We start from the raw sequence: 23,655 nt of genomic DNA on the forward strand, positions 1-23,655 counted from the left end.
AAGAAAGATGCGGTTGCTGCTGCCATCGCACGCGCCAAAGCTCGTAAAGCGCAGCAGCAAGCATCATCGGATACTCTGACTACCGAACCAGCAAGCGTTGAAGCTGCTGAAGAAGATCCAAAAAAAGCCGCTGTTGCTGCGGCCATCGCACGCGCGAAAGCACGTAAAGCTCAACGAGAACAAAACAATAAATTTGAGGAGAACGAGTAGTGGCCTTTTTCATTGCCAGCTCACCCCACGCTCACAGCCGGAGAAGCACCCCAGACCTAATGAAGTGGGTGGCGATGTGTGCTTTGCCCGGCTTAATCGCTCAGACCTACTTTTTTGGCTGGGGAACGTTAATTCAACTCGGCTTTGGCATTATTGTTGGGCTTTTGCTTGAAGCAGGTGTCATGTTCGCGCGGAAACGCCATCCGATGTCAGCCTTGCGGGACAATAGTGCAATCGTAACAGCTTGGTTACTTGCTGTAGCGATCCCCCCACTATCACCTTGGTGGCTCATCACGATTGGTTTAATTTTTGCGATTTTGATTGCCAAGCATCTGTATGGCGGTATTGGGCAGAATCTCTTTAACCCTGCCATGGTCGCTTATGTTGTATTGCTTATTTCCTTCCCAGTGCAAATGACCAGTTGGATATCACCCGCCGAACTGCAGCCTACAACAAGTTCGTTAGGTGATGCTTTTTCACTGATTTTCACTGGATTTAACCTAGATGGTTTATCACTTCAGCAGATTCGAACGGGTATAGATGGCACGACGATGGCAACGCCACTCGATGCTTTCAAAACCGCACTGCATACAGGAAATACGGCTGCCGAGGCTCTCCACCAGCCTCAATTCAGTGGTCTGGCAGGTATCGGTTGGGAATGGGTCAACCTGGCTTATTTAGCCGGTGGATTAGTACTGATCAAGTTAAGAGTGATCAACTGGCATATCCCGGTAAGCTTCCTGGTTAGCCTGACGGTGATGAGCGGCTTGTTTGCTATCTTGATCCCAGGAGAGACGGCGTCTCCGCTCATACATATACTCTCCGGGGCGACCATGCTCGGTGCTTTCTTTATTGCCACCGACCCCGTTTCTGCTTCTACGACGGTCAAAGGGCGACTGATTTTCGGTGCTTTCATTGGCGCAATGGTATTCATTATCCGAAGTTGGGGAGGCTTCCCTGACGGTGTCGCCTTTGCGGTACTGCTTGGCAACATGTGTGTGCCCTTGATCGATTACTACACCAAGCCTAGAACCTACGGCCACTAAGGAGCAGCATGTTAAACGCTATTCGCAAAAACGGTGCAATACTCGCCATTTTCGCCTGTGCTTCAACAGGCGTGGTCGCACTCACGCACTATTTGACTAAAGATCAAATCAGCCAGCAAGAACAAGCGCAACTGCTGTCTGTCCTCAACCAAGTAATTCCTCCTGAGATGCATGACAACAGCTTATATGAGTCCTGCACCTTAGTTTCCGACCCTGCTTTAGGCACTGACGAAACCATGCCTGTCTATATGGCGAGTAAAAATGGCAAACCGACTGCATTGGCGATAGAGGCTATCGCCCCAGATGGTTACAACGGCGCGATTAAAATTATTGTTGGTATCCAACAAGACGGCAAAGTTTTAGGAACACGAGTTCTAAATCATCAAGAAACACCTGGACTGGGCGATAAAATTGACTTGCGTGTCACCGATTGGATCCTGAGCTTCGCTGGTAAAAAGGTCACGCCTGAAAATGAAGCGGATTGGAAAGTACGCAAAGATGGTGGACAATTCGATCAGTTTACTGGGGCAACGATAACGCCAAGAGCCGTCGTCAAAGCAGTAAAAAATACAGTACAATTTGTCAACGAAAACCGCACACAGATTCAAAACCAGCCACGCCATTGTGGAGGCAACAATGAGTGATCATAAAACACTGATTAAAAACGGTATGTGGGACAACAACCCAGCTCTGGTTCAACTACTGGGTCTCTGTCCATTGCTGGCGGTATCTTCAACCGTCACCAATGCTTTGGGTTTGGGCATTGCCACATTACTGGTATTGGTTGGTTCCAACGTCACTGTGTCTCTAGTACGTGACTATGTGCCAAAAGAAGTACGCATCCCTGTTTTCGTGATGATCATTGCCGCTTTGGTCACCTGCGTTCAATTGCTGATGAATGCTTACGCCTATGGCCTTTATCTATCTTTGGGTATTTTCATTCCTCTGATCGTAACCAACTGCATCATCATTGGCCGCGCCGAAGCGTTTGCTTCAAAGAACGATGTATTACCTTCCGCACAAGATGGATTCTGGATGGGACTAGGCATGACGAGTGTCCTTGTTGTCTTGGGCGCAATGCGCGAAGTAATTGGTAACGGTACCCTATTCGATGGTGCTGACCTATTGCTTGGCAACTGGGCAAGTGCTTTACGAATTGAGATATTCCATTTTGACAACAGCTTCTTACTGGCGCTACTTCCACCTGGCGCCTTTATCGGAGTTGGATTGCTCATTGCACTGAAAAACATCATCGACAAACAACGAGAAGCTCGTCAGCCAAAACTAGAAAAACCGACTATTGAACGAGCTCGCGTCACCAACCAGTAATCACTGGCTTACACACTGGAAAGCAGCTTCATCATGAACAAAGAAAAACGAGTACAAATACTGGAGCGTCTCAGGGAAAACAACCCAAACCCTCAGACTGAACTGAACTGGAGCACACCTTTCGAACTGTTGATTGCCGTGCTCTTATCCGCGCAGGCAACCGATGTCAGCGTCAATAAAGCGACCGACAAACTTTACCCAGTGGCAAACACACCACAGGGCTTGTTCGATTTAGGCGTCGATGGTGTCAAAGAGTATATCAAGACCATCGGTCTGTTTAACTCAAAAGCAGAGAACGTGATTAAAACCTGCCGTATTCTGCTCGATCAACATAATGGTGAAGTCCCTGAAGATAGAGCTGCACTTGAGGCTCTGCCAGGTGTCGGACGAAAAACTGCCAACGTTGTACTCAACACCGCGTTTGGCTGGCCGACGATTGCCGTTGACACTCATATTTATCGCGTCTCGAACCGTACCAAGTTTGCGATGGGAAAAAATGTCGATCAGGTTGAAGAGAAGCTACTTAAAGTCGTACCGAAAGAATTCAAACTCGATGTACACCATTGGTTGATTCTTCATGGACGCTACACCTGCGTTGCACGTAAGCCTCGCTGCGGTAGCTGTATCATTGAAGACTTATGTGAGTTTAAAGAGAAAGTTTACCCAGAAAACTAGGAGAGCAAAGCAATGTCAAACGGGCGTATTTTACACACCATGCTACGTGTGGGTAATTTAGATAAATCGATCCAATTTTATACTGAAGTCATGGGGATGCAGTTACTGCGTACCAATGAAAATAAAGAATATGAGTACACGCTTGCCTTCTTGGGTTACGGCGATGAATCTCAAGGAGCAGTCATTGAACTGACGTACAACTGGGGCACCACAGAGTACGATTTGGGTAGTGCATTCGGCCATATCGCAATCGGTGTTGAAAATATCTATCAAACTTGTGATGCCATCAAAGCTGCCGGTGGCAATGTCACTCGTGAACCAGGACCAGTAAAAGGTGGAACGACTCATATTGCCTTCGTTAAAGATCCTGACGGCTATATGCTAGAGCTCATCCAAAACAAACAAGCATCAGCAGGTCTCGAGGGCTGAACGACCTCATCATGAATTCTATAGGGCCGCATTCAGCTGCCCTATTATTTTCACTTTACATGATAATAATTATCATTTAATCTCCAGATATTGTGAATTCGGAGAGTGATAAAACAATGGGTATCGCTGAGTGGGAAAAACACACGCTACTGGCTGATCTGGCAATGAACAATGACGATCATCTGCGTAGTATCCTTCACTATCAACAAGCTCTGACATTAAGTGAGAGAATTGGTGATTCCAGCGAAATTGATGTTGAAGACAGGCTGATGATCTCTGTCATTTCCTGCCACAATATGGCTTCGTTTTGGCGAACGGTTGGTGATACGAAATACGAACTCAAATACCTTCAGTTGGCTTCAGAAAAAGTCCTTACCTTGGTGCCTCAATGCCCAAATAGCGATTGTGATGCCTTCGTCGATTCCATGGGCTGTTGTAAGAAGGCGCTCATCGAATTCATGAAACGACACCCAAATCCAAAGATAGCGAAATTGGTCCAGGATATAGACTCTGCGACCAACTGTAACTTGATCGCTAAGTTCCGACTCAACTAATAGTCATGCACAATAAAAAAACCAGCCTTGCGCTGGTTTTTACTATCAGACTTGAGTCCGTCCCAGAGATATGACGACTCGGCGATTTTTGTCTTTACCCAATGGTGAAGCGTTATCACCTACAGGACGACGACGCCCATAGCCCTGAACCTGAATCCTATCCTCAGGTAAGCCTAAAGATTGAAAGTAATCGCGCAGAACTTCCGCTCGCTGCTCTGACAAATTCTGGCTAGCACTTTTACTCTCATCATTCGCGGTGTATGTCGAGACTAAAACCAAATCTATGTCTTGATTATGGCGAATGTACTCCGCTATCTGGGCTAAGCGCTTCTGCGATGCCTTGTTCAACTGAACACTTGAGCGATCATAGTGCAAAATAGTAAAAGCAATATCTTCAAAGCTGTATGGCAACAAATTCGCGATACAGTCGCTGAACGCATTGTAGGAAGGTTGGAACAAGACTGAAGACAATGACACTTCTATACGCTGATCGCGACTTTGCCATTCCTGATAACTGAACGTTGGATAACGCCCTTTTTCGAGTTCAGTTAGAATACTCCACGCTGTTTGCCCACCAACATAACCATCGAACTGTTGGAAAAAACGAATGTTAGTAATTCGCTCCGCACTGTCGCCAGGACGCCAAACTGGGGGCATAGAAACCAATGACACGTCGCGGGTTTTCCCCATTGGTCGCTTCATTTTTAGCTCGAAATCAAGATTGATCTTTTTGCTTGCGTGGGAAGAAAAAACAGCGTCGCCGTAATTTGGGATCGGATGCACCATACGACACTCCAGTGGCGTGTTTGCTATCATTTGCCACTGCGACTGTTGTGGCTTAGCCGCATAGTGAACATCCATCGCCGATGCTGAACAGGCAATAGAGGCGAATGTTAACGTTAAACAAGGGGCTAACAGTCTCTTCATGGGGGGCGGATTCTCTTACTAAACGCGGCGCAAATTTGCCGCTAATACTTCTACAGCATTCAGAATGCAATAATCTCGCCAGAAACTTATTTAATGCCTATATTTCTATCAATAAATACCGAATATCATTAATTGAACGATCCGGTTTGTCTTACCCCGAGAATCTGCAATAATGCTGCACTTGTCACATAATACTAGGCCAACATGACTGTAGAAAACGAAGCATTGACGCTCAAAAAACGATTTCGTGGCTATTTTCCTGTCGTTATCGACGTAGAAACTGCAGGATTTAACGCTAAAACAGATGCACTGCTGGAAATCTGTGCCGTCACTCTGAAAATGGATGAAAATGGCGACCTTCAGCCTGCTTCAACCATACATTTTCATGTTGAGCCCTTCGAAGGAGCCAACCTCGAGAAGGAAGCTCTGGATTTTAACGGCATTCATGATCCCTTCAGCCCACTGCGTGGTGCAATACCAGAATCAGAAGCCCTAAAAGAAATTTATAAGCTTGTTCGCAAAGAGCAAAAAGCGGCCGATTGCGCTCGTGCGATTATGGTTGCACACAACGCAACTTTTGATCACAACTTTGTTATGGCCGCTAGTGAACGCAGCAAGCTCAAACGCGTCCCTTTCCATCCCTTCGCAACGTTTGATACCGCTACGCTAAGCGGCTTGGCTTATGGTCAAACAGTATTAGCCAAAGCGTGTAAAACCGCAGGGATGGATTTTGACAATAAAGAAGCCCACTCTGCCCTTTACGATACACAGAAAACGGCAGAGCTCTTCTGCGGCATCGTCAATAAATGGAAAGCATTAGGTGGCTGGCCACTTGTTGATAATGACGCTGAAGACAATAACTAAAAAAGTAAACACAACAAACGAGTAAACTATGAATCCTGTGGTAATTTCAGTATGTATCATGCTGCTTCTAGCCCTGATGCGCGTGAATGTCGTGGTCGCCCTGACATTCAGTGCTATCGTCGGTGGACTGGTCGCAGGCATGAGCCTAAATGATGCGGTAGCCGCATTCGAAAGTGGTCTTGGGGGCGGTGCAACGATTGCCTTGAGCTACGCGATGCTGGGCACCTTTGCTGTAGCAATCTCTAAGTCGGGCATTACTGACTTACTGGCCAACAGTGTCATCAAACGCATCCATGGAAAAGAAAACGGCTCTGCGTCAACAGGTCTCAAGTATGCAGTGTTAATCGCGCTGATCTTAGTGACCATGTCATCTCAGAATATCGTTCCTGTGCATATCGCCTTTATCCCTATTCTTATTCCACCTCTATTAGGCGTGTTTGCCAAGCTGAATCTAGACCGTCGTATGATCGCCTGTGTGCTGACTTTTGGTCTTGTAACACCCTATATGGTGTTACCTGTTGGGTTCGGTGGTATCTTCCTCAACAATATCTTGCTTAAAAACCTACACGACAATGGTTTAGAGTCTGTTGTGGCAAACCAAGTTCCCGTCGCTATGTTACTGCCAGCAGCGGGTATGATCTTCGGTTTATTAACAGCCATTTTCTTTAGTTACCGTAAGCCTCGTCAATATAAGGAAACAGAGCTGACACACGTTGACGAAAACACACCGTCAATCAACAAAAAGAATATCCTAATTGCTTGTGCAGGTATCATCGCAGCACTTACTGTCCAGTTAACCACAGGTTCGATGATCATCGGTGCCCTAGCTGGTTTCATGGTCTTTACGTTTGGTGGTGTGATCGCATGGAAAGAAACCCATGACGTGTTCACTAAAGGCGTGCATATGATGGCGATGATTGGCTTCATCATGATTGCGGCCGCTGGGTTTGCCGCCGTCATGAAGCAAACTGGCGGTGTAGAGTCTTTGGTCGAGGCACTATCGACCAGCATCGGTGACAACAAACCGCTCGCCGCTCTTCTGATGTTGATTGTTGGCCTATTGGTGACTATGGGTATAGGCTCGTCGTTCTCAACTATCCCTATCATTGCAACGATTTACGTACCTCTCGCTGCTGCATTTGGCTTCTCACCAATGGCAACAATCGCTCTAGTCGGTACCGCTGCTGCATTGGGTGATGCAGGGTCTCCGGCCTCTGATTCAACACTTGGCCCAACATCCGGCCTGAATGCTGATGGGCAGCATGAACACATTTGGGAAACCGTAGTACCGACTTTCGTTCACTACAACATCCCATTGATTGTGTTTGGTTGGATTGCGGCTATGGTTCTCTAGTCGAGCCAACAGAAAATCAACACACATAAAAAAAGCTGACTTTGATAGTCAGCTTTTTTATTACCTGTTGGATGTTACTTAGCGTGCTTGTCTGCCACAGCAGACAGGACTGGCACCATGTCTTTCAGCAACTCTTCTTCTACAGGCTTGCCCGAAGAATCCGTCACGTTGATAGATGTGCGGTTACCTAAATCACCGAATAGGAAAGTATAAGTCCCTGATGAGAGTCCAATCGGCTTTACGCCAATTTCGGTCCAGAATGCATCATCTGGTGCAGCGTACTTGGCTTTCACTGTACCTTGTGATTGATTACGCTCTTCAATAGTGAAGCCCATTTCAGGCAGTAGCTTAGGCAGACGAGGCCATAGCATATTGTATGACGTACGTGCAATAATCACAGGGAAGCCACTGCGGTCAGTACCCATAGAGATCGGGATCTGCTTAACCAGTTCTTGAGCACGACGCGCCGCCGCTTGACGAATGTCTAAGTCGTAACGAGCAGTCACAAGGTTTGTCATCAAAGCGTTATAACGCTCTTTATTCGTTGCGGAGACTGGCATTTGCTTGCCAGCTTCACGCCAATCAATCAAAGAGATCTTAAAGCCGTAGCGATTGTTCACCTCAACACTGGTGATTTCGTAACGAGAGCCGATCACAGCGTCTTCGTCTTCAGACTTCCAGCTGACCCAATCCGTCTCGATACGATTATCCGTTTGCACACGAATAGCAATGTTCTGTTCTTGCATCATGTTTAGCGCCGTTTGCCAGACTTTATCCAGCTCGTCTTGGCGCAGTAACCACAAGGTTACTTCACCATTCTTTCGCTCTGCACGCGCACCTGGGATCAACTCCAGAACCTGTTGTGGTGGGCGAATATCCACATCACGACCGACACCACCACGAAACTCTCCTTGAGGGATCTGGTAGTTGGTATAGTTACGCGGATTCACACCTTCTACGTTATTCCACTCAGTCAGAGGCGGAGTATTGAGGTAATCAAAATCGTCCTTCGCCTGACGACGCTGAGTGGCATCGCCAGAACAGGCACTTAAAACAAAAACAGCTAGCGAACTGACCACTAGCTGATGAGACAATTTCATTGAAACTCCTGATAAGTAAATGCCGAAGTTTGTGCTTCGGCAATTCATTCTAATTTAGTAGATGCAAGCTTCCGTCATTGCCTGTGCCACAATTGGACGAGCATTTTCAGACAACTCTGTCAGTGGCAGTCTTAAGTCACCATGGGCAATCAAGCCCATTTTATGCGCAGCCCACTTCACTGGGATCGGGCTCGACTCGACAAACAAGTTTTTATGAAGCAGCATCAAGCGTTGGTTGATAATTTCGGCTTCTTCGTACTTACCTTCAAGAGCAAGTTTCATCATTTTCGCCATATCTTCCGCTGCGATGTTATTCGTAACAGAAATCACACCCTGGCCACCTTGCTTAACAAAATCGAGGCCACTCGAATCATCACCACTTAGTAAGATAAAATCTTTGCCACAAAGTTCACGATGAATTGCAATTCTGCTCAAATCACCCGTTGCGTCTTTCAGCGCCACGATATTATCGATTTCTGCAAGGCGAGCAACTGTTTCTGGCAACAAATCTACCGCTGTGCGACCTGGCACGTTGTACAGGATTTGTGGTACGTCACTTTCTTCAGCAATCGCCTTATAGTGTTGGAACAAACCTTCTTGGGTTGGTTTGTTATAGTATGGCGTCACACTTAAACAACCAGCAATTCCTGAGTTGTTCAATAAGCGACTGAAAGTGACTGATTCATGAGTAGCATTTGCACCTGTCCCTGCGATAACAGGAATACGGCCTTCAGCAAACTCTACCACTTTAGTCACAACCTTGACATGCTCTTCCACAGTTAAGGTTGCAGATTCACCTGTTGTGCCCACGGCCACAATGCCATCAGAGCCAGCGTCGACATGAAAATCTACAAGTTTTTTCAGGCTTACGTAATCTACTTCGCCATCATTATTAAACGGTGTAATTAACGCTACGATACTTCCTGAAAACATGTCCTTCTCCCTAATTTAGATACTGTCTGCATGGTACTGTAAGGCGATTGAAAAAGACAAGGAATTAAACCCGCTTAAATCACCTATTTGAGTGAATATTTATCAGATGTTAGAACTCTAGCAACTTACGCCTTTTTTACCGCTTGTTGTCAGCCTGAGGTTATAAATACTAAGCCCTCAGACAAGGTTGGCAACGAGCGAAGAAAATTGCATTAGATTTGTATGTGGCGGACAGTTTTCTCTTCAGTAACTGTGCTAAGCTATCTGGTTAATAATCATAACAATGCTCGAAGTGATATTATGACTCAACATCTGGTGATTACAGCGGTAGGAACAGACCGCCCTGGTGTCTGCAACCAAGTGGTTCGCCTTGTCACACAATCTGGATGCAATATTGTTGATAGTCGCATTGCGCTTTTTGGCAATGAATTCACCCTCATTATGTTGCTGTCAGGCAACAACGCAGCCGTGACACGTGTTGAGAGCACTTTGCCACTATTAGGCCAACAACTTGATCTCATCACCATGATGAAACGTACATCACAGCACGCTCGTGCTGACAACGCTTACAGTTTGGAAGTCTACGTTGAATCCAATGATGAAGTTGGCCTAACAGAGAAATTTACTCAGTTCTTCGCTGATAAAAATATTGGACTTTCCTCTCTCAGCGCACAGACCATAGACAAAACGAAAATCCAGTCATCGCAAAATCAGTTTCACATTGCCATCACGGCCACGGTTGACATTGATTGTAATTTGATGCAATTGCAGGAAGAATTCGAAACATTATGCTCAAGCCTTGGCGTTCAAGGCTCGTTAAACTTCATAAAGAACAGTCAATAAAAAGGAAAATCAATGAACACGCTAACAGCTGGTACTCCAGCTCCGGCATTTTCCCTGCTGGATCAAGACGGCAACACAGTGTCACTCAGTGACTTTGCTGGTAAAAAAATTCTTTTCTATTTCTATCCAAAAGCCATGACACCAGGCTGTACGGTTCAAGCGCAAGGTTTGCGTGATACGAAAGCAGAATTGGACGCTCACAATGTGGTCGTGCTTGGCGTCAGTATTGATCCAGTGAAACGCCTAGGTAAATTTATCGAACGTGACAACCTCAACTTTACCTTGCTGTCAGATGAAGATCACGCGGCGGCTGACCAGTTCGGTGTGTGGGGCGAGAAGAAGTTTATGGGTAAAGTCTATGACGGCCTGCACCGCATCAGCTTCCTTATCAATGAAGAAGGTATCATCGAGCACGTCTTTAATAAGTTTAAAACGAAAGATCATCATGAAGTGGTTTTAGATTACTTGAACGGAAACAAGTAACTCATTACTGTCAAAAAAAACGCCAGCGTATCGCTGGCGTTTTTTTAATTCGTTACACTTACACAATAAACTTGTTCAGTATTGCATCTTGCTCACGAACGTTTTCCGTCTGTACTTGCATGGCAATATTGGCGTTTTCTGCAGAGTCAGACACCTGTGTCGACAAGTCTTTAATCTTCACCGTGTTGCTGTTGATCTCTTCCGCCACTAAGCTCTGCTCTTCCGCAGCTGAAGCAATCTGCATGTTCATGTCGGTAATACTCTGAATCGCATCACGAATTTGTTGCAAAGACTCATTCGCTGCCTGAGCTTTTTCCACCGCGTCCACTGCCGTGTTCTTGCTTTCATGCATTGCCGCTGACACTGAGCTTGCGCCCGCTTGTAGCTGCTCAATCATGCTGCGAATCTCAGTGGTCGATTCCTGAGTACGCTGCGCAAGTGTTCGAACTTCATCTGCTACCACAGCGAAACCTCGACCAGATTCCCCCGCACGTGCTGCTTCAATAGCCGCATTCAAGGCCAATAGGTTAGTTTGATCGGCAATATCATTGATGACTTTAAGGATGGTTTCAATGTTGGCTGTCGCAGACTCTAGACCTTGCACTTCTTCAACGGCTTGATCGATTCGCGCCGACAATGCATCAATCGATGACGTGGTAGCGCTCACCACAGAGGAGCCTTGCTGTGTCGCTTCATCCGCGTCCTTTGCGGCACCTGCAGCACCTTGAGCGTTGTTCGCAACTTCTGTTGCCGTCACAGCCATTTCGTTCATTGCTGTCGCTAGTTGCTCAAGTTCTTGCAATTGGCTGCGCATCGCCTCCGCTGATTCTTGTGAGCCCTGAACCGTCATTTCAGTACCACGAAGGATCTCAGCACCAATGGCTTTCGACTGCTGAATTTGCTTTTGCAAAGTTTCCGTAAAGGTATTGAAGCCTTCCGCCAGCTCAGCAAACTCCTTATCAGTGTTCGTGTCCAGACGTTTGGTTAAGTCACCCTGGCCCGAAGCAACGTCTTTGATGGCTTCGTTGAGTGTTCCTAGGGGACGCATCAGAACCTTGATTAAAAAGCTTAATACCGCAACGCTTAAGACAACACTTATCAAGGTATAAATAATTGAGCTGTTGCGCATCTCACTAATAGCTGCAAACGCGATACTCTCATCAACAATCGCGCCGATATACCAGTTTTCACTTGGTACTTTAGTAAAGTGAACTAGGTAGGAGCGGCCGTCTTTTTCAATACGTTGATTACCCTCTTTAATAGTCGCTTCTGGCAAATAGGTAGTCAGGTTTTGGCCATTATTCTCGGCATCAGGGTGTGCGATAGTAGTCCCATCAGCGGCGATAATAAACAAGTAACCCGCATCCAATAGGTTGGCACTGTTAACTAAATCCGCTAACCCTGTTAACTCTAAATCGTAGAACATCGCTGCGGTAAACTGGCCATTGTCTCGAACTGGTGTACCGATAGAAATAATGACTTTCTTCGAGGAGATATCGACATAGGGAGCAGTGACGACAAGCTTGCCTTGCGCTTTGGCATCTTTATACCAAGGTCGGATACGTGGATCATAATCAGGACCAGCTTCCCAGCCATCATCATTTTCTACCACAAAACCATCCGCTTCATAGCCGTAACCAACCGCTAGAAAGCTCCCTTTGAGATTGGGTTTCTCAAGAATATCTTTAACTCGTGCTTTATTTTGAGGGTCGAGCTCCATCACCTCAGTGGTAGATTGGGCAAGGGATTTCTTACTCGCCATTTCTGACGTGACAGTGTTTTTCACTCCCTTTACCATCTCTATCAGACTGGTATCTACTAAGTCCTCTACTTCACTCTTTACCGTATTCAGTTGTTGTACCGAGAGTAATACAACGGTCACTAACAACAACGCTGATGATGCAGCAACGATTTTTTGACTAAATCTCATAGTGTCCCTCAAAGATTAATTCGTTTTTAATTTATAGTTGTTATATCTGTATCTAATATTATCGTCCTAACTACAAAAGACTTAAGAAATTTCTTACAAAATTCATACTTTGTAAAACAATCTTTTAAAAAGTATATACCCTCTGCACAAATAAAAAGCCTCAAAGCTGTCGCTTTGAGGCTTTTTAACTAATAAATTTGTCGATTGACCCTATCCGGGATGTGAATAGACTTCGTCTTCGTCATTGCTGGGCAGTGCATTCCAGACCGCCTTAACTAACGTTGCTAAAGGGATGGCAAAGAATACACCCCAGAATCCCCATAACCCACCAAATACCAATACAGCCACAATGATAGCCACTGGATGCAAATTCACCGCTTCAGAGAAAAGAACAGGAACCAGTACATTGCCATCCAAGGCCTGAATAATACCGTAGGCAAGCAATAACCAATAGAATTGCGGCGTGAACCCCCACTGAAACAACCCCACCATCGCGACAGGTACGGTCACCGCCGCAGCACCGATGTAGGGGATTAAAACCGATAAGCCTACAGCAACCGCAAGTAATACCGAGTAACGCAAGTCTAGAATGGCAAATGTGACATAACTCACACCACCGACTATTAAGATTTCCATTACTTTGCCACGAATGTAGTTGGAGATTTGATCATTCATTTCATGCCAGACTTTGGTCGCCAACTTACGATTCCGTGGCAAAAGGCCACTCGCCATGGCAATCATCTCTTGCTTATCTTTCAGCAGGAAAAACACCAGTAGTGGAACCAGAATGAGGTAAACGGCTAGGGTAGCAATGCTCACCAATGAAGCTAGTGAACCTTTAACAACCGTCTCACCCATCACAATGACTTGATTCTTCGCGTTAGTCACAAGAGATTCAACAATTTGGAAGTTATCCAACTCAGGATAACGTTGCGGAAGCTCCGCAATCACTTTTTGCAGTCCTGAATACATCGAAGGAATATCGTTAATAAGATTGCCGACTTGCTGCCAGATAGTTGGCACAAGGCCAAACACCGCTAACAACATCAAACTAGTAAAACCGAGAATCACTAAGATGACCGACAACGTTCTTGGAATACCAAGACGAGACAACTGAGAAACAGGCCATTCCAGCAAGTAAGCCAATACAATCGCAACAAGCAAAGGCGCGATCAGATTGCCGAAGAAATAAATCGTGATAAAACCGAAGAGCAGGATCGCAACCAAGCTCACAGCATGTGGATCAGAAAAACGTCGTTTGTACCAACGACTCACCATCTCAAACATTCGACAAGATTCCTTTAGTCACTTGCAAACAGTAATAACCATCCAGCTCTTCGCAGACCAACTCGAAGGATTGCTTTAGCAGGAAATGTTTTATATCTGACATCGAACTAGGATCTGAAACATAAATTGTTGTTTGTTGCCCCGCACATAACCCTGTAGTGTGACGCTTGGCAAGTAACAATGCCATAGGACAACGCTCTTGACGCAGATCCAAAAGATTCTGTTCCATTCTTTAGCTCGATGCTTATCATAGGGAGAATATTGTATAGTGTTTTTTTCCAAGCGTCAGTGCAAATACGTCGATGCGAAGAAAAGTTTCACTTTGTCATGACTTAATGCAATGGAACACTTTACACTCGACAGATGAAAGAAAGGCAGTCTATTCATCATTTGGTAGCCAATCGACGGTGAAACCAACTCAGTAAAAGAGTGTCAAACGCTATACCCCCAAGCCTGTGACATTGCTGATTATAACCGAATGACTCAGACTAAGTGGATAGACCAAATGATCACGGAGTATCACCAGTAAAATATGTTTAAACGTACGCGTTCACTTGTTTGCATTTGCTTAGCAACTTCGTTGGGTATCCAAACACCCACCTATGCCAATACACTCGACTTACCCGATATTGGTACGGCAGCCAGTAGCACTTTGACCATAGATCAAGAGCTACAGTACGGTGATGCCTACATGCGCATGCTGCGTAACAACCAACCTATCGTCAATGACCCAGTTCTGAATGAATATATTGACAGCTTAGGTCACCAGTTGGTCGCCAGCGCCAGTGATGTAAAAACCCCGTTTACCTTCTTTATGATCCGTGACCGCAATATCAATGCTTTTGCGTTTTTTGGTGGTTACGTTGCTCTGCATACTGGGCTATTTCTTCATGCCAAAAGTGAAAGCGAGTTGGCTTCCGTTGTCGCACACGAGATAGCGCACGTTACTCAGCGCCACCTCGCCCGCAGTATGGAAGAACAAGCAAGGCGCTCTCCTGCAACGATGGCGGCGTTGGCAGGCTCATTGCTTCTCGCTATCGCTGCTCCTGAAGCGGGTATCGCCGCGATTACCGCAACCACTGCTGGCAATATTCAGGGCCAGATCAACTATACACGCAGCAACGAGAAAGAAGCTGACCGATTTGGCATAGACACACTCGCCAAAGCGGGTTTTGACGTGAACGCAATGCCGCGTTTCTTCAGCCGCTTAGCCGATGAATATCGATATGCCAGTAAGCCGCCACCAATGCTCTTAACGCACCCGCTGCCAGAAGATCGTATTACTGACAGCCGAGCAAGAGCACAAAGTTATCCGGCAAGAAGAATTGACCCTTCACTGAATTACAACCTTGCTCGTGCTCGTATTGTCGCTCGCTATGCTAGTATCAATGCTAAAGCCGCCATGGATTGGTTGACTCGTACAGAGAAGAAGGCACCTGCGAGCCTGAAATCTTCGTTTCAGTATGGTCGAGCTCTGGTCCACTTAGACAATAATGAGCTGGATCAAGCTAACACGATCTTACAATCATTGACTCAACAGCAACCGGACAACAACTTCTATTTAGACGCCATGTCCGATTTGTATATTGCGCAGAAAAAGGCTGGTGAAGCAGAGAAAATGCTGCAAAAAGCGTTGAAAAGTAAACCAAACAACGCCGTGTTAACCATCAATTATGCCAACGCTCTGATGAAGCAGGATAAAAATGCAGAAGCGGTGCGTGTCCTTCAGCGCTATACCCATGATAACCCTAACGATGTGAATGGTTGGCATTTACTGTCTGAAGCCAGTATTCATCTTGGCCGCAGCGACGAGGATCTTGCGGCTCGTGCGGAAATTTTAGCGTTGAAAGCCAATTGGAATAAGGCAATTCAGTATTACACTCAAGCCAGCCAACTGGCTGAACTTGGCAGCCTACAGCAAGCACGTTACGATGCACGCATCGATCAGCTTATGGTTCAGCGCGATCGTTTTATGGCTCTACAATAATGATGGAACGGATAGCACGCCGTTCCCAATAACTCGGAGACTCAACTTATGTCAGTCGTGATTTATCACAACCCTCGTTGCTCAAAAAGCCGCCAAACTCTGGCGATTTTGGAAGAAAAGAATATTCAACCAGACATCATCAGATATCTCGACACACCACCGAGCGTGGCTGAATTAAAATCCCTGTTTGCACAGCTCAGCCTAGATAACGTCCGAGCTATGATGCGTACCAAGGAAGACGTTTACAAAGAGCTCAACCTTGCCGATGCAACAGACGAACAACTGTTTGAAGCAATGTCAGCTAATCCAAAATTGATTGAACGCCCTATCGTCGTCAGCAATGGTCAGGCGAAACACGGTCGCCCTCCAGAACAGGTGCTCGATATTCTATGAGTTGCCAGATTGTCGTTCTTTATTACACCCGACACGGTTCTACCCTCGCATTAGCACGACAAATCGCCCGAGGAGTAGAATCTATTCCTCACTGCGAAGCCTTGATTCGAACAGTGGAAGACATAGATGAAAGGCAAACGGCCCAAGATCCTGTACTGACGTTAAATGAACTGAAAGCATGTCACGGCCTCGCCATGGGTAGCCCGGTCTGGTTTGGTAATATGTCAGCGTCATTGAAACACTTCTGGGACCAGACGACTTCATTATGGGTGTCTGGCGATTTGATCGATAAACCTGCATGCGTCTTTAGCTCATCTTCTAGTTTACATGGCGGGCAAGAGACCACCTTACAAACCATGATGTTGCCTCTGCTACACCATGGCATGATGATCTTAGGGATTCCGTATTCTGAGCCAACACTGCACACCACGCAAACAGGTGGAACGCCTTACGGAGCGACATCGGTAACGCATGATGGATCATCGCTAAGTCAAGATGAAATGGAACTGGCACAACAACTGGGCAAACGCTTGGCAATCACTGCGTTAAAAATGAAGGACTGATGGCATGCAGGAAATGCAATCTCAAACCAAATTATTCCGGCTTCTAGCGTTATGTGGAAACCTCGGCCTGCTTGCTTGGGTGACCTTATGGCAACTGAGCTTATCTCCTCACCCTCATATTAGCAATATTTCGCTTGCTATTGCTTGGAGCATTCCACTGCTGTTGCCGTTACCCGGCATTCTAGCTGGAAAACCGTACACACACGCTTGGGCCAACTTCGTGCTGATGCTGTACTTTCTGCATGCTTTAACCATACTTTATATCGACGATGGTGAACGCTGGTTAGCAGGGGTAGAACTGATGCTTACTGCTGCGGCCTTCGCCGGTAACATTCTTTATGCACGCGCGCGTGGTAAAGAGTTAGGGCTCAAGCTCAAACGGCTGTCAAAAGTAGAAAAAGAAGAAAAAGAACGGTTCGAATAAAAAAGGTCTGGCATTTGCCAGACCTTTTTACTATTCAATCAGTTCATCAATGGTAGCCTGATCACTGTCTGGCTCAGAGCTTTCAGTCTCTTGGCCTAAGATAATCGAGGGTTTACCTTGCCACTCATAGAGTAGTGTTTGCTCTGCAGGAGCAACGGTAGGTACATCCCCTGTGTGCTCTTCCGTCTTCACAGGCTGACCACTACTATCGACCTCTGTTTGCTGCTCAAGCTGCGATGGCTGCTCTAAGAAAGACGGCGACTCACTTGCACTGTCCAGTTGTACTACTGGGCCCATTCGAAGGACTTCTTGCTCAAATTCTGCCTGAGAAGCGAGCAAGTGAACATTAAAGGTCACGTGATTACCCTGAATTTTCTGAATATCTAACGATGCTACTGAGCTCAGCGTCTTAAGCTGCTTTTCTAAAGTAAAAAAGTCGACAGCATTGTCTAGTGAAGTAAATCGTACCTTAATGGTTTCAGAAGATTCGCTGGCGACAACAACCGCACTCTTTTTCGCATAGTAGTCACTGATTTGGTTCACCATCTTAGCCGTAGAATCTGCACCACTGTTTGAACCAGAGACAGGGGCTTGGCGTGTTACACCGATGGTTGCAGGTTTTTGATCATACAAAGTCCAGCGCAACGATTTACCCTGCACTCGCACAACGATTACAGCATCAGCGGGATAACGCTGGCTCGCTTCACCAACAGGACGAGCAAAGCCACCCCACAGGTCAGAGGCAGCGACCCCTGTAATGTCGTCGAAATCTCCAACAGGCACAGTCAGAGGTAATCCACGCTTTTGAGCTTCAACGCGCATCTGATTCAATAATGGGGAATCTGAGTGTTCCCAACTAATACTGCGGTCATACTGCGTCTCTTCAACTAGCCATACCAGCAAGTTGGCACGGGCTGCTGGCCAAATCGGGAGCTGAGCCTGACTTAGTAGAGAGCGGATATGAGGAGCACTAAAGCCTAGTCGAAGTGTTTGCTGGCCATCAAGCTGACCGTAACTGATTTGCGAAAGGTACTGAGAATTTTGTTTCAGAGCCTTTTGTACGACCTGATTCGATAGCGCACTTTGATCGCCAGAAGCACGAACGATGATCTCTTTCATTCCATCAACACGAGCTTGTACGTCGGCATTTTCAACGCTTTGATCAAGTACAATCTCAGTTTGATATAAATCTACATTGGTCAAAGCAGCGGCAGGGAACCCCACCAGCCCTAAAGCCAACAAAACTAAATGGCGCATAGCTTTCCTAAGGTCAATTCTTCATTGCAGCTTCGGATGATAAGCAACTATCCCATCTTGAGCAACTAAAGGTCGGATTTATGTGTTTTAGCACCCTTAACTTATCACGCTAACAGATGGGTTAATTATTGTTTATTTGACCTACTTCAGATTGCAAACGATTGCCAAGGTGATAAAATCCCGCGAATTTTATTTTTCTGTTGAGCATTGACCTATTGCTCTTCGATCTAACATACAAGGAGTAAGCTATGAAAAACGCCATCCAAGGTGCGCAGATGCTATTTGTCGCATTTGGGGCTCTCGTGTTAGTGCCGTTGCTAACCGGATTAGACCCTAGTGTCGCTCTGTTTGGTGCAGGCGTCGGCACCCTTCTTTTTCAACTTGTTACTCGCCGCTCTGTTCCTATCTTTCTTGCTTCCTCTTTTGCTTTTATTGCTCCTATTCTCTATGGAGTTCAAACCTGGGGTATTCCCGCCACTATGGGGGGGCTAATGGCAGCTGGGTGCGTATATGTTGCTATGGGAGCGCTAATTAAAGCACGTGGTGTAGAAATTATTCACAGGTTGCTTCCACCCGTAGTTGTCGGACCGGTCATCATGGTAATTGGTTTAGGCTTGGCTCCGGTAGCGGTCAATATGGCGCTGGGCAAAGTAGATGGCTCACAAGTCATTGATGGCAATGCTTCTTTGGTAATCTCAGTTGCGTCTTTGTTAACGACCATCATTCTAAGCGTTTTCGCCAAAGGTTTCCTCAAACTGACCCCCATTCTCGGTGGTATCATTGTCGGCTATGCGCTGAGCCTAGGTTATGGCATCGTTGACTTCGAGCCAGTGCATAAAGCGGCTTGGTTTGCATTGCCAAACTTTACCACTCCAGAATTTAACATCAACGCTATCTTGTTTATGATTCCTGTCGCGATTGCACCTGCTGTTGAACACGTAGGGGATATGCTTGCAATCTCGAACGTAACAGGTAAGGACTACATTAAAAAGCCTGGCTTACATCGCACCATTGCTGGTGACGGTGTGGCAACCATAGCCGCTTCTATGGTCGGTGCTCCACCAAATACGACCTACTCAGAAGTGACGGGAGCAGTCATGCTGACTAAAGCGTTTAATCCTGTGATCATGACATGGGCCGCAGTAAGTGCGATTGTGTTAGCACTAGTAGGAAAGCTTGGTGCAGCACTGCAGACCATCCCTATGCCTGTCATGGGCGGTATTATGATTTTGCTGTTTGGCTCAATAGCCACTGTCGGTTTAAATACGTTGATTAAGAATAATGTCGACCTGCACAAATCACGTAACCTGGTTATCGTCGCAATCACCCTAGTATTTGGGATCGGTGGTATGGCTTTTGGTATCGGCGAGTTCAGCCTTCAAGGTGTGAGTTTATGCGGTATTGTTGCTATTCTTCTTAACCTATTGCTTCCGAAAGACTTGGGCGAAAACCACGTCGTGGATAACGCGCAAATAGAAGACGACCTCAAATAGGATTAAAAAAGGGTTGATACATCAACCCTTTTTTAAATCAACCCATCAAACGATTTGAACCGCTGGTTACAGACACAGCTCTGCAAATTGCCCACGAGTCAATGCAGCTAAATCTCTTGGCGCTAATTCTATTTCCAAACCACGTTTACCAGCACTCACACAAATCGTCTCCCTATGTTGTGCGCTCTGATGGATAAAAGTAGGTAACATTTTTTTCTGGCCAAGCGGGCTAATCCCCCCTACTACGTAACCCGTCGTTTTTTGCGCGATATCAGGGTTAGCCATTTCTACCTTCTTCGCTTTCGCGGCTTTAGCGGCCAGTTTCAGATTCAGTTTTTGATCGACCGGAATCACTGCAACCGCCAAGTTTTTAGGCTCACCATTGATACAGAACAATAGGGTTTTAAATACTTGCTCTGGGTCCTGCCCTAAAGCTTCAACCGCTTCCAAACCATAACTCTCGGTGCGGGGATCGTGGTCATAGTGATGAACGATGTGGGTGACTTTTTTCTTCTTTGCGAGGTTGATTGCAGGGGTCATGCTGGTTCCATAGGGTCAATAACAAAAAGCGCTGCAAAATGAGCAGCGCTTTAAGTTAATGAGATTTCGAAGTTTTAGTCAACTTACTTGTAAACAATCTCGCCAGCAGGAGCGTACTTGTTCACATCAACAGGGCTGTTCTCTTCTAGATACTCTTTTAGAACTTCAGCGTCTACGAAACCAGTGTTGACGTAGCCTGGGTGCCCTGTCAGTTTAGGGTAGCCGTCGCCACCAGCCGCATTAAAGCTTGGGATAGTGAAACGGTAAGTCTTATCTAAACGAAGCTGTTCACCACCGATCACAACATTCGATACTTTGCCGTTTGCCACTGTCATAGAAATACCGGCAAACTGCGCGTATGCACCAGAATCAATAGGTTTAGTTGCAACAACGTTCAGGTAATCCAGAACCTCTTTACCTGACATATCCGTGTAAGTGACGATATTCGCGAATGGCTGTACTTTCAGTACGTCTTTATATGTTACGTCGCCCGCTTCGATTGAATCGCGTACACCACCAGAGTTCATAACGGCAAAATCAGCTTTCGCACGTTCCATGTGTGCTGCTGCAATCAAACGACCTAGGTTAGTTTGCTTGAATCGAACGACATTACGGTCACCTTCTAGTTTACCGTTGGTGTCTGCAATCTTAACGTCCAACTGCGCTTTACCTTTTTCTTGGTAAGGACGTAGGAATTCCAGTAGCTCTTCATCTTGCTTGATTTCATCTTCAATAAGAACACGCTGCTTCTTACCGTCAATTTTAACCTTCTTCTTAAGGTTCACTGGGATTAGGTCATAACTCACCATCTCTAGCTCGCCATTACGGAATTCGTAATCTGCACGACCTACATATTTACCCCACTCATGAGCCTGAACAATGTAGGTACCGTTTTGTAGATCTGGCTTACATTCGTCAGAAGGTTTGAAGTTCTTTTTAACGACATTTGGAGCTTCCATACAGACTGGTTCTTGAGAGTGGCCACCCACAATCATATCTAGAGAACCTTCATCTAGGTAACGAGCAAGAGCCACATCACCTGGTGCATTTACACCACGCTTACCATCTTCGTAATGGCCCATATGTGTAACAGCAAAAATCAAATCGGGCTTTTCTGTTTTTTTAAGCTCAGCGATCAACTTTTTCGCTTCCACTTTAGGATCGCGGAAATCGATACCATCAATAAACTCTGGGTTACCGATTTTCGCCGTATCTTCCGTGGTTAGACCAATAACTGCAATTTTAATACCCTGCTTATCAAACATCTGGTAAGCCTGGAACATACGCTTACCTGTTTCTTTATCGTAGATGTTTGCTGAAAGCATTGGGAAGTTAGCCCACTCTTGTTGTTTGAAAAGCACGTCAAGTGGATTATCGAACTCGTGGTTACCTAGGGCCATTGCGTCGTAACCGATTTTGTTCATACCTTTAAAATCTGGTTCTGCGTCTTGCAGATCAGACTCTGGCACACCCGTATTGATGTCACCACCTGAGAGTAAAAGAAGGCTTCCCCCTTCGGCTTCGACTTCCGCACGCAACTCGTCAACCAATGTTTTACGAGCAGCCATACCATACTCACCATATTTATTCTGCCAAAAACGACCATGGTGGTCATTGGTGTGCAGAACCGTCAACTTATAAGTTTTATCCGTCTCCCACTCTTGTTGGGGTGCTGTCGCACAACCAGCGAGAGTTGCAAGAATCGCTGCGCTGAGTGCGGTTTTTACAATTAGGCGTTGCTTCATTGTTATACCTTTGAAATTTTTTGGGGTTTTCACTGCATTAAATACCGAGTGCATTGAACAGACATGGTCAGCAATTCATCGCTGATAACTCAGTAAAACTTGAACCAGTTTAAGTTAACCGATTTGGAGTAACATCTTGATTTCATATTTATGTAGAGCAGATCACCCTAATTGATATTTAAGTGTGTAACAAAGCAGCATAATTGCACTTGTTCTAACAAACGGTCACAAGCAAACGATTGACTGTGAGTGAATGTCACTAAACCGTTAGTGTGAGATTGACCGTTTGCTCAACACAGAACGAAAACATCCCCGTCTTATTGAGCGAGGTCATCGTGCATTTAAAGCGCTACGAAAACAAAAAAGGTGAGTCAATTGACTCACCTTTTTTTAAACATCGAAGACTATTTAATCTCAATGTGCTCGAAGCCTTTAATCAAGTCATCCAGCGCTTTCATTTGCGCGAGGAAAGGTTCCAACTTGTCTAACGGCAATGCTGATGGGCCATCACATCTTGCTTGCTCTGGGTCGGGATGTGCTTCAATAAATAGACCAGCAATACCAGTCGCAAGACCCGCTTTTGCCAATTCAACCGTCTGCTCACGGCGCCCGCCAGATGCTGAACCTGAAGGATCACGCATTTGCAGTGCGTGGGTCACATCAAAAATAATTGGGCTACCTTTTGACGCATTCTTCATCACACCGAAGCCCAGCATATCAACCACTAGGTTATCGTAACCGTGACAAGAACCACGCTCACATAGAATGATATTGTCATTGCCGCATTCACTGAACTTATCAACAATGTTCCCCACCTGGCCCGGACTCATAAACTGAGGTTTTTTAACGTTAATCACAGCACCTGTTTTTGCCATCGCTTCAACAAGATCAGTTTGGCGAGCCAAAAACGCTGGCAGCTGGATTACATCCACCACGTCAGCGACAGGCTGCGCCTGAGCCTCTGTGTGTACATCAGTAATAATTTTCACACCGAACGTGTCTTTAAGCTCTTGGAAAATTTTCATTCCCTCCTCAAGACCTGGACCGCGGTATGAATGAACAGAGCTACGATTCGCCTTGTCAAAAGACGCTTTGAACACATATGGAATGCCAAGCTTTTCTGTCACTTTGACATAGTGTTCACAGATCTGCATAGCCAGATCACGAGATTCAAGAACATTCATGCCTGCAAACAACGTAAACGGCTTGTCGTTGGCAACTGGAATATCACCAACATGAACGATTTTCTGTTCCATTATTTTCTCTCTATTTCTATGTATATATGCCAA

General features: G+C 45.9%; 26 protein-coding genes. 16 read left to right on the plus strand and 10 right to left on the minus strand.

Annotated elements, in window-relative coordinates; all coding sequences use genetic code 11:
* The 7 genes from TW84_RS24600 to TW84_RS16230 form a co-directional block, all read left to right on the plus strand.
* Window positions 1-210 (plus strand): hypothetical protein (locus TW84_RS24600; RefSeq protein WP_045976673.1); only part of this gene is annotated, 210 nt, incomplete at its 5' end.
* On the plus strand, window positions 210-1,256 hold the full coding sequence (rsxD, locus tag TW84_RS16205) for an electron transport complex subunit RsxD (protein WP_045976674.1): 1,047 nt from the start codon (window positions 210-212) through the stop codon (window positions 1,254-1,256). The genes TW84_RS24600 and rsxD, both read left to right, overlap by 1 nt.
* An 8-nt stretch (window positions 1,257-1,264) precedes the next feature.
* Window positions 1,265-1,900 carry an electron transport complex subunit RsxG gene (gene rsxG, locus TW84_RS16210; RefSeq protein WP_045976675.1) on the plus strand — a complete coding sequence of 212 codons (636 nt, stop codon included), beginning with the start codon at window positions 1,265-1,267 and terminating at the stop codon, window positions 1,898-1,900.
* On the plus strand, window positions 1,893-2,585 hold the full coding sequence (locus tag TW84_RS16215; RefSeq protein WP_045976676.1) for an electron transport complex subunit E: 693 nt from the start codon (window positions 1,893-1,895) through the stop codon (window positions 2,583-2,585). Before rsxG ends, TW84_RS16215 begins: the two co-directional genes overlap by 8 nt.
* A 33-nt stretch (window positions 2,586-2,618) precedes the next feature.
* Window positions 2,619-3,260: an endonuclease III gene (gene nth / locus TW84_RS16220; protein WP_006963075.1), complete on the plus strand. Its 642-nt coding sequence runs from the start codon at window positions 2,619-2,621 to the stop codon at window positions 3,258-3,260.
* A gap of 12 nt (window positions 3,261-3,272) precedes the next feature.
* Window positions 3,273-3,689, plus strand: a complete 417-nt coding sequence (gene gloA, locus TW84_RS16225) for a lactoylglutathione lyase (protein ID WP_045976677.1) — start codon at window positions 3,273-3,275, stop codon at window positions 3,687-3,689.
* Between the two features lie 116 nt (window positions 3,690-3,805).
* Window positions 3,806-4,243, plus strand: coding sequence for a DUF2753 domain-containing protein (locus TW84_RS16230; protein WP_045976678.1), 438 nt, complete (start codon window positions 3,806-3,808; stop codon window positions 4,241-4,243).
* 45 nt (window positions 4,244-4,288) lie between these two features.
* On the opposite strand, the gene motY is transcribed toward TW84_RS16230, so the two are convergent.
* Complete coding sequence (gene motY / locus TW84_RS16235; protein WP_420806550.1) at window positions 4,289-5,104, minus strand: flagellar protein MotY; 816 nt, start codon at window positions 5,102-5,104, stop codon at window positions 4,289-4,291.
* A 270-nt stretch (window positions 5,105-5,374) separates the two neighbouring features.
* On the opposite strand from motY, the gene rnt reads away from it, so the two are divergent.
* Window positions 5,375-6,034 carry a ribonuclease T gene (gene rnt, locus TW84_RS16240; RefSeq protein ID WP_045976680.1) on the plus strand — a complete coding sequence of 220 codons (660 nt, stop codon included), beginning with the start codon at window positions 5,375-5,377 and terminating at the stop codon, window positions 6,032-6,034.
* 28 nt (window positions 6,035-6,062) lie between these two features.
* On the plus strand, window positions 6,063-7,388 hold the full coding sequence (locus TW84_RS16245; protein ID WP_045976681.1) for a Na+/H+ antiporter family protein: 1,326 nt from the start codon (window positions 6,063-6,065) through the stop codon (window positions 7,386-7,388).
* A gap of 74 nt (window positions 7,389-7,462) precedes the next feature.
* Here TW84_RS16245 and bamC read toward each other — a convergent pair whose 3' ends face one another.
* Both bamC and dapA read right to left on the minus strand, forming a co-directional pair.
* The gene (gene bamC / locus TW84_RS16250) at window positions 7,463-8,488 is read right to left on the minus strand and encodes an outer membrane protein assembly factor BamC (RefSeq protein WP_045976682.1); all 1,026 of its coding nucleotides are present in this window, start codon (window positions 8,486-8,488) and stop codon (window positions 7,463-7,465) included.
* Between the two features lie 54 nt (window positions 8,489-8,542).
* Window positions 8,543-9,421: a 4-hydroxy-tetrahydrodipicolinate synthase gene (dapA, locus tag TW84_RS16255; protein ID WP_045976683.1), complete on the minus strand. Its 879-nt coding sequence runs from the start codon at window positions 9,419-9,421 to the stop codon at window positions 8,543-8,545.
* Window positions 9,422-9,721: 300 nt separating this feature from the next.
* Here dapA and TW84_RS16260 point away from each other — a divergent pair, with 300 nt between their 5' ends.
* Together TW84_RS16260 and bcp are read left to right on the plus strand one after the other, a co-directional pair.
* Window positions 9,722-10,264, plus strand: coding sequence for a glycine cleavage system transcriptional repressor (locus tag TW84_RS16260; RefSeq protein WP_045976705.1), 543 nt, complete (start codon window positions 9,722-9,724; stop codon window positions 10,262-10,264).
* Between the two features lie 12 nt (window positions 10,265-10,276).
* Window positions 10,277-10,747, plus strand: a complete 471-nt coding sequence (bcp, locus tag TW84_RS16265) for a thioredoxin-dependent thiol peroxidase (RefSeq protein ID WP_045976684.1) — start codon at window positions 10,277-10,279, stop codon at window positions 10,745-10,747.
* Window positions 10,748-10,805: 58 nt separating this feature from the next.
* Here the strand turns inward: bcp and TW84_RS16270 are convergent, their stop codons facing one another.
* From TW84_RS16270 to TW84_RS16280, 3 genes are all read right to left on the minus strand, one after another.
* Entirely contained in the window at window positions 10,806-12,677 is a 1,872-nt protein-coding gene (locus TW84_RS16270; RefSeq protein ID WP_045976685.1) for a methyl-accepting chemotaxis protein, read from the minus strand.
* A gap of 210 nt (window positions 12,678-12,887) precedes the next feature.
* Complete coding sequence (locus TW84_RS16275) at window positions 12,888-13,964, minus strand: AI-2E family transporter (RefSeq protein WP_045976686.1); 1,077 nt, start codon at window positions 13,962-13,964, stop codon at window positions 12,888-12,890.
* Entirely contained in the window at window positions 13,957-14,193 is a 237-nt protein-coding gene (locus TW84_RS16280) for a sulfurtransferase TusA family protein (protein ID WP_045976687.1), read from the minus strand. The genes TW84_RS16275 and TW84_RS16280 overlap by 8 nt, the downstream gene beginning before the upstream one ends.
* 303 nt (window positions 14,194-14,496) lie before the next feature.
* On the opposite strand from TW84_RS16280, the gene bepA reads away from it, so the two are divergent.
* Genes bepA through TW84_RS16300 form a run of 4 tightly spaced genes read left to right on the plus strand, consistent with a single transcriptional unit; the run spans window position 14,497 to window position 17,331 of the window.
* The gene (bepA, locus tag TW84_RS16285; protein WP_045976688.1) at window positions 14,497-15,951 is read left to right on the plus strand and encodes a beta-barrel assembly-enhancing protease; all 1,455 of its coding nucleotides are present in this window, start codon (window positions 14,497-14,499) and stop codon (window positions 15,949-15,951) included.
* 48 nt (window positions 15,952-15,999) lie between these two features.
* Window positions 16,000-16,344, plus strand: a complete 345-nt coding sequence (gene arsC / locus TW84_RS16290; protein WP_045976689.1) for an arsenate reductase (glutaredoxin) — start codon at window positions 16,000-16,002, stop codon at window positions 16,342-16,344.
* Window positions 16,341-16,907, plus strand: a complete 567-nt coding sequence (gene wrbA, locus TW84_RS16295) for an NAD(P)H:quinone oxidoreductase (protein WP_045976690.1) — start codon at window positions 16,341-16,343, stop codon at window positions 16,905-16,907. The genes arsC and wrbA overlap by 4 nt, the downstream gene beginning before the upstream one ends.
* A 4-nt stretch (window positions 16,908-16,911) precedes the next feature.
* On the plus strand, window positions 16,912-17,331 hold the full coding sequence (locus TW84_RS16300) for a DUF2069 domain-containing protein (RefSeq protein WP_045976691.1): 420 nt from the start codon (window positions 16,912-16,914) through the stop codon (window positions 17,329-17,331).
* Between the two features lie 30 nt (window positions 17,332-17,361).
* On the opposite strand, the gene TW84_RS16305 is transcribed toward TW84_RS16300, so the two are convergent.
* Window positions 17,362-18,588 carry a DUF2066 domain-containing protein gene (locus tag TW84_RS16305; protein WP_045976692.1) on the minus strand — a complete coding sequence of 409 codons (1,227 nt, stop codon included), beginning with the start codon at window positions 18,586-18,588 and terminating at the stop codon, window positions 17,362-17,364.
* A gap of 248 nt (window positions 18,589-18,836) precedes the next feature.
* On the opposite strand from TW84_RS16305, the gene TW84_RS16310 reads away from it, so the two are divergent.
* Window positions 18,837-20,081: a uracil-xanthine permease family protein gene (locus tag TW84_RS16310; RefSeq protein ID WP_045976693.1), complete on the plus strand. Its 1,245-nt coding sequence runs from the start codon at window positions 18,837-18,839 to the stop codon at window positions 20,079-20,081.
* A gap of 66 nt (window positions 20,082-20,147) precedes the next feature.
* Here TW84_RS16310 and ybaK read toward each other — a convergent pair whose 3' ends face one another.
* The 3 genes from ybaK to kdsA all read right to left on the minus strand — a co-directional run bounded on the left by ybaK (window position 20,148) and on the right by kdsA (window position 23,622).
* A complete protein-coding gene (gene ybaK, locus TW84_RS16315) occupies window positions 20,148-20,621 on the minus strand; it encodes a Cys-tRNA(Pro) deacylase (protein ID WP_045976694.1) in 474 nt (157 codons plus the stop codon).
* Between the two features lie 83 nt (window positions 20,622-20,704).
* Window positions 20,705-22,366 (minus strand): bifunctional UDP-sugar hydrolase/5'-nucleotidase UshA, encoded by a 1,662-nt coding sequence (gene ushA / locus TW84_RS16320; RefSeq protein ID WP_045976695.1) that lies wholly within the window; start codon window positions 22,364-22,366, stop codon window positions 20,705-20,707.
* A 404-nt stretch (window positions 22,367-22,770) separates the two neighbouring features.
* Complete coding sequence (kdsA, locus tag TW84_RS16325; protein ID WP_045976696.1) at window positions 22,771-23,622, minus strand: 3-deoxy-8-phosphooctulonate synthase; 852 nt, start codon at window positions 23,620-23,622, stop codon at window positions 22,771-22,773.
* Between the last annotated feature and the right edge of the window lie 33 nt (window positions 23,623-23,655).

Source organism: Vibrio neptunius (assembly GCF_000967495.1).
GTDB classification, from domain to species: Bacteria; Pseudomonadota; Gammaproteobacteria; order Enterobacterales; family Vibrionaceae; genus Vibrio; species Vibrio neptunius.

Excerpts from the sequence above, each read along its gene's own strand:
- TW84_RS16305 (WP_045976692.1), bottom strand. The coding sequence starts at position 18,588 with ATGCGCCATTTAGTTTTGTTGGCTTTAGGGCTGGTGGGGTTCCCTGCC.
- rnt (WP_045976680.1), top strand. The coding sequence starts at position 5,375 with ATGACTGTAGAAAACGAAGCATTGACGCTCAAAAAACGATTTCGTGGC.
- ybaK (WP_045976694.1), bottom strand. The coding sequence starts at position 20,621 with ATGACCCCTGCAATCAACCTCGCAAAGAAGAAAAAAGTCACCCACATC.
- arsC (WP_045976689.1), top strand. The coding sequence starts at position 16,000 with ATGTCAGTCGTGATTTATCACAACCCTCGTTGCTCAAAAAGCCGCCAA.
- wrbA (WP_045976690.1), top strand. The coding sequence starts at position 16,341 with ATGAGTTGCCAGATTGTCGTTCTTTATTACACCCGACACGGTTCTACC.
- kdsA (WP_045976696.1), bottom strand. The coding sequence starts at position 23,622 with ATGGAACAGAAAATCGTTCATGTTGGTGATATTCCAGTTGCCAACGAC.
- TW84_RS16215 (WP_045976676.1), top strand. The coding sequence starts at position 1,893 with ATGAGTGATCATAAAACACTGATTAAAAACGGTATGTGGGACAACAAC.
- TW84_RS16300 (WP_045976691.1), top strand. The coding sequence starts at position 16,912 with ATGCAGGAAATGCAATCTCAAACCAAATTATTCCGGCTTCTAGCGTTA.
- gloA (WP_045976677.1), top strand. The coding sequence starts at position 3,273 with ATGTCAAACGGGCGTATTTTACACACCATGCTACGTGTGGGTAATTTA.
- bepA (WP_045976688.1), top strand. The coding sequence starts at position 14,497 with ATGTTTAAACGTACGCGTTCACTTGTTTGCATTTGCTTAGCAACTTCG.
- bcp (WP_045976684.1), top strand. The coding sequence starts at position 10,277 with ATGAACACGCTAACAGCTGGTACTCCAGCTCCGGCATTTTCCCTGCTG.
- TW84_RS16230 (WP_045976678.1), top strand. The coding sequence starts at position 3,806 with ATGGGTATCGCTGAGTGGGAAAAACACACGCTACTGGCTGATCTGGCA.
- nth (WP_006963075.1), top strand. The coding sequence starts at position 2,619 with ATGAACAAAGAAAAACGAGTACAAATACTGGAGCGTCTCAGGGAAAAC.
- TW84_RS16245 (WP_045976681.1), top strand. The coding sequence starts at position 6,063 with ATGAATCCTGTGGTAATTTCAGTATGTATCATGCTGCTTCTAGCCCTG.
- motY (WP_420806550.1), bottom strand. The coding sequence starts at position 5,104 with ATGGATGTTCACTATGCGGCTAAGCCACAACAGTCGCAGTGGCAAATG.
- TW84_RS16275 (WP_045976686.1), bottom strand. The coding sequence starts at position 13,964 with ATGTTTGAGATGGTGAGTCGTTGGTACAAACGACGTTTTTCTGATCCA.
- TW84_RS16280 (WP_045976687.1), bottom strand. The coding sequence starts at position 14,193 with ATGGAACAGAATCTTTTGGATCTGCGTCAAGAGCGTTGTCCTATGGCA.
- TW84_RS16270 (WP_045976685.1), bottom strand. The coding sequence starts at position 12,677 with ATGAGATTTAGTCAAAAAATCGTTGCTGCATCATCAGCGTTGTTGTTA.
- rsxG (WP_045976675.1), top strand. The coding sequence starts at position 1,265 with ATGTTAAACGCTATTCGCAAAAACGGTGCAATACTCGCCATTTTCGCC.
- dapA (WP_045976683.1), bottom strand. The coding sequence starts at position 9,421 with ATGTTTTCAGGAAGTATCGTAGCGTTAATTACACCGTTTAATAATGAT.
- ushA (WP_045976695.1), bottom strand. The coding sequence starts at position 22,366 with ATGAAGCAACGCCTAATTGTAAAAACCGCACTCAGCGCAGCGATTCTT.
- bamC (WP_045976682.1), bottom strand. The coding sequence starts at position 8,488 with ATGAAATTGTCTCATCAGCTAGTGGTCAGTTCGCTAGCTGTTTTTGTT.
- TW84_RS16310 (WP_045976693.1), top strand. The coding sequence starts at position 18,837 with ATGAAAAACGCCATCCAAGGTGCGCAGATGCTATTTGTCGCATTTGGG.
- TW84_RS16260 (WP_045976705.1), top strand. The coding sequence starts at position 9,722 with ATGACTCAACATCTGGTGATTACAGCGGTAGGAACAGACCGCCCTGGT.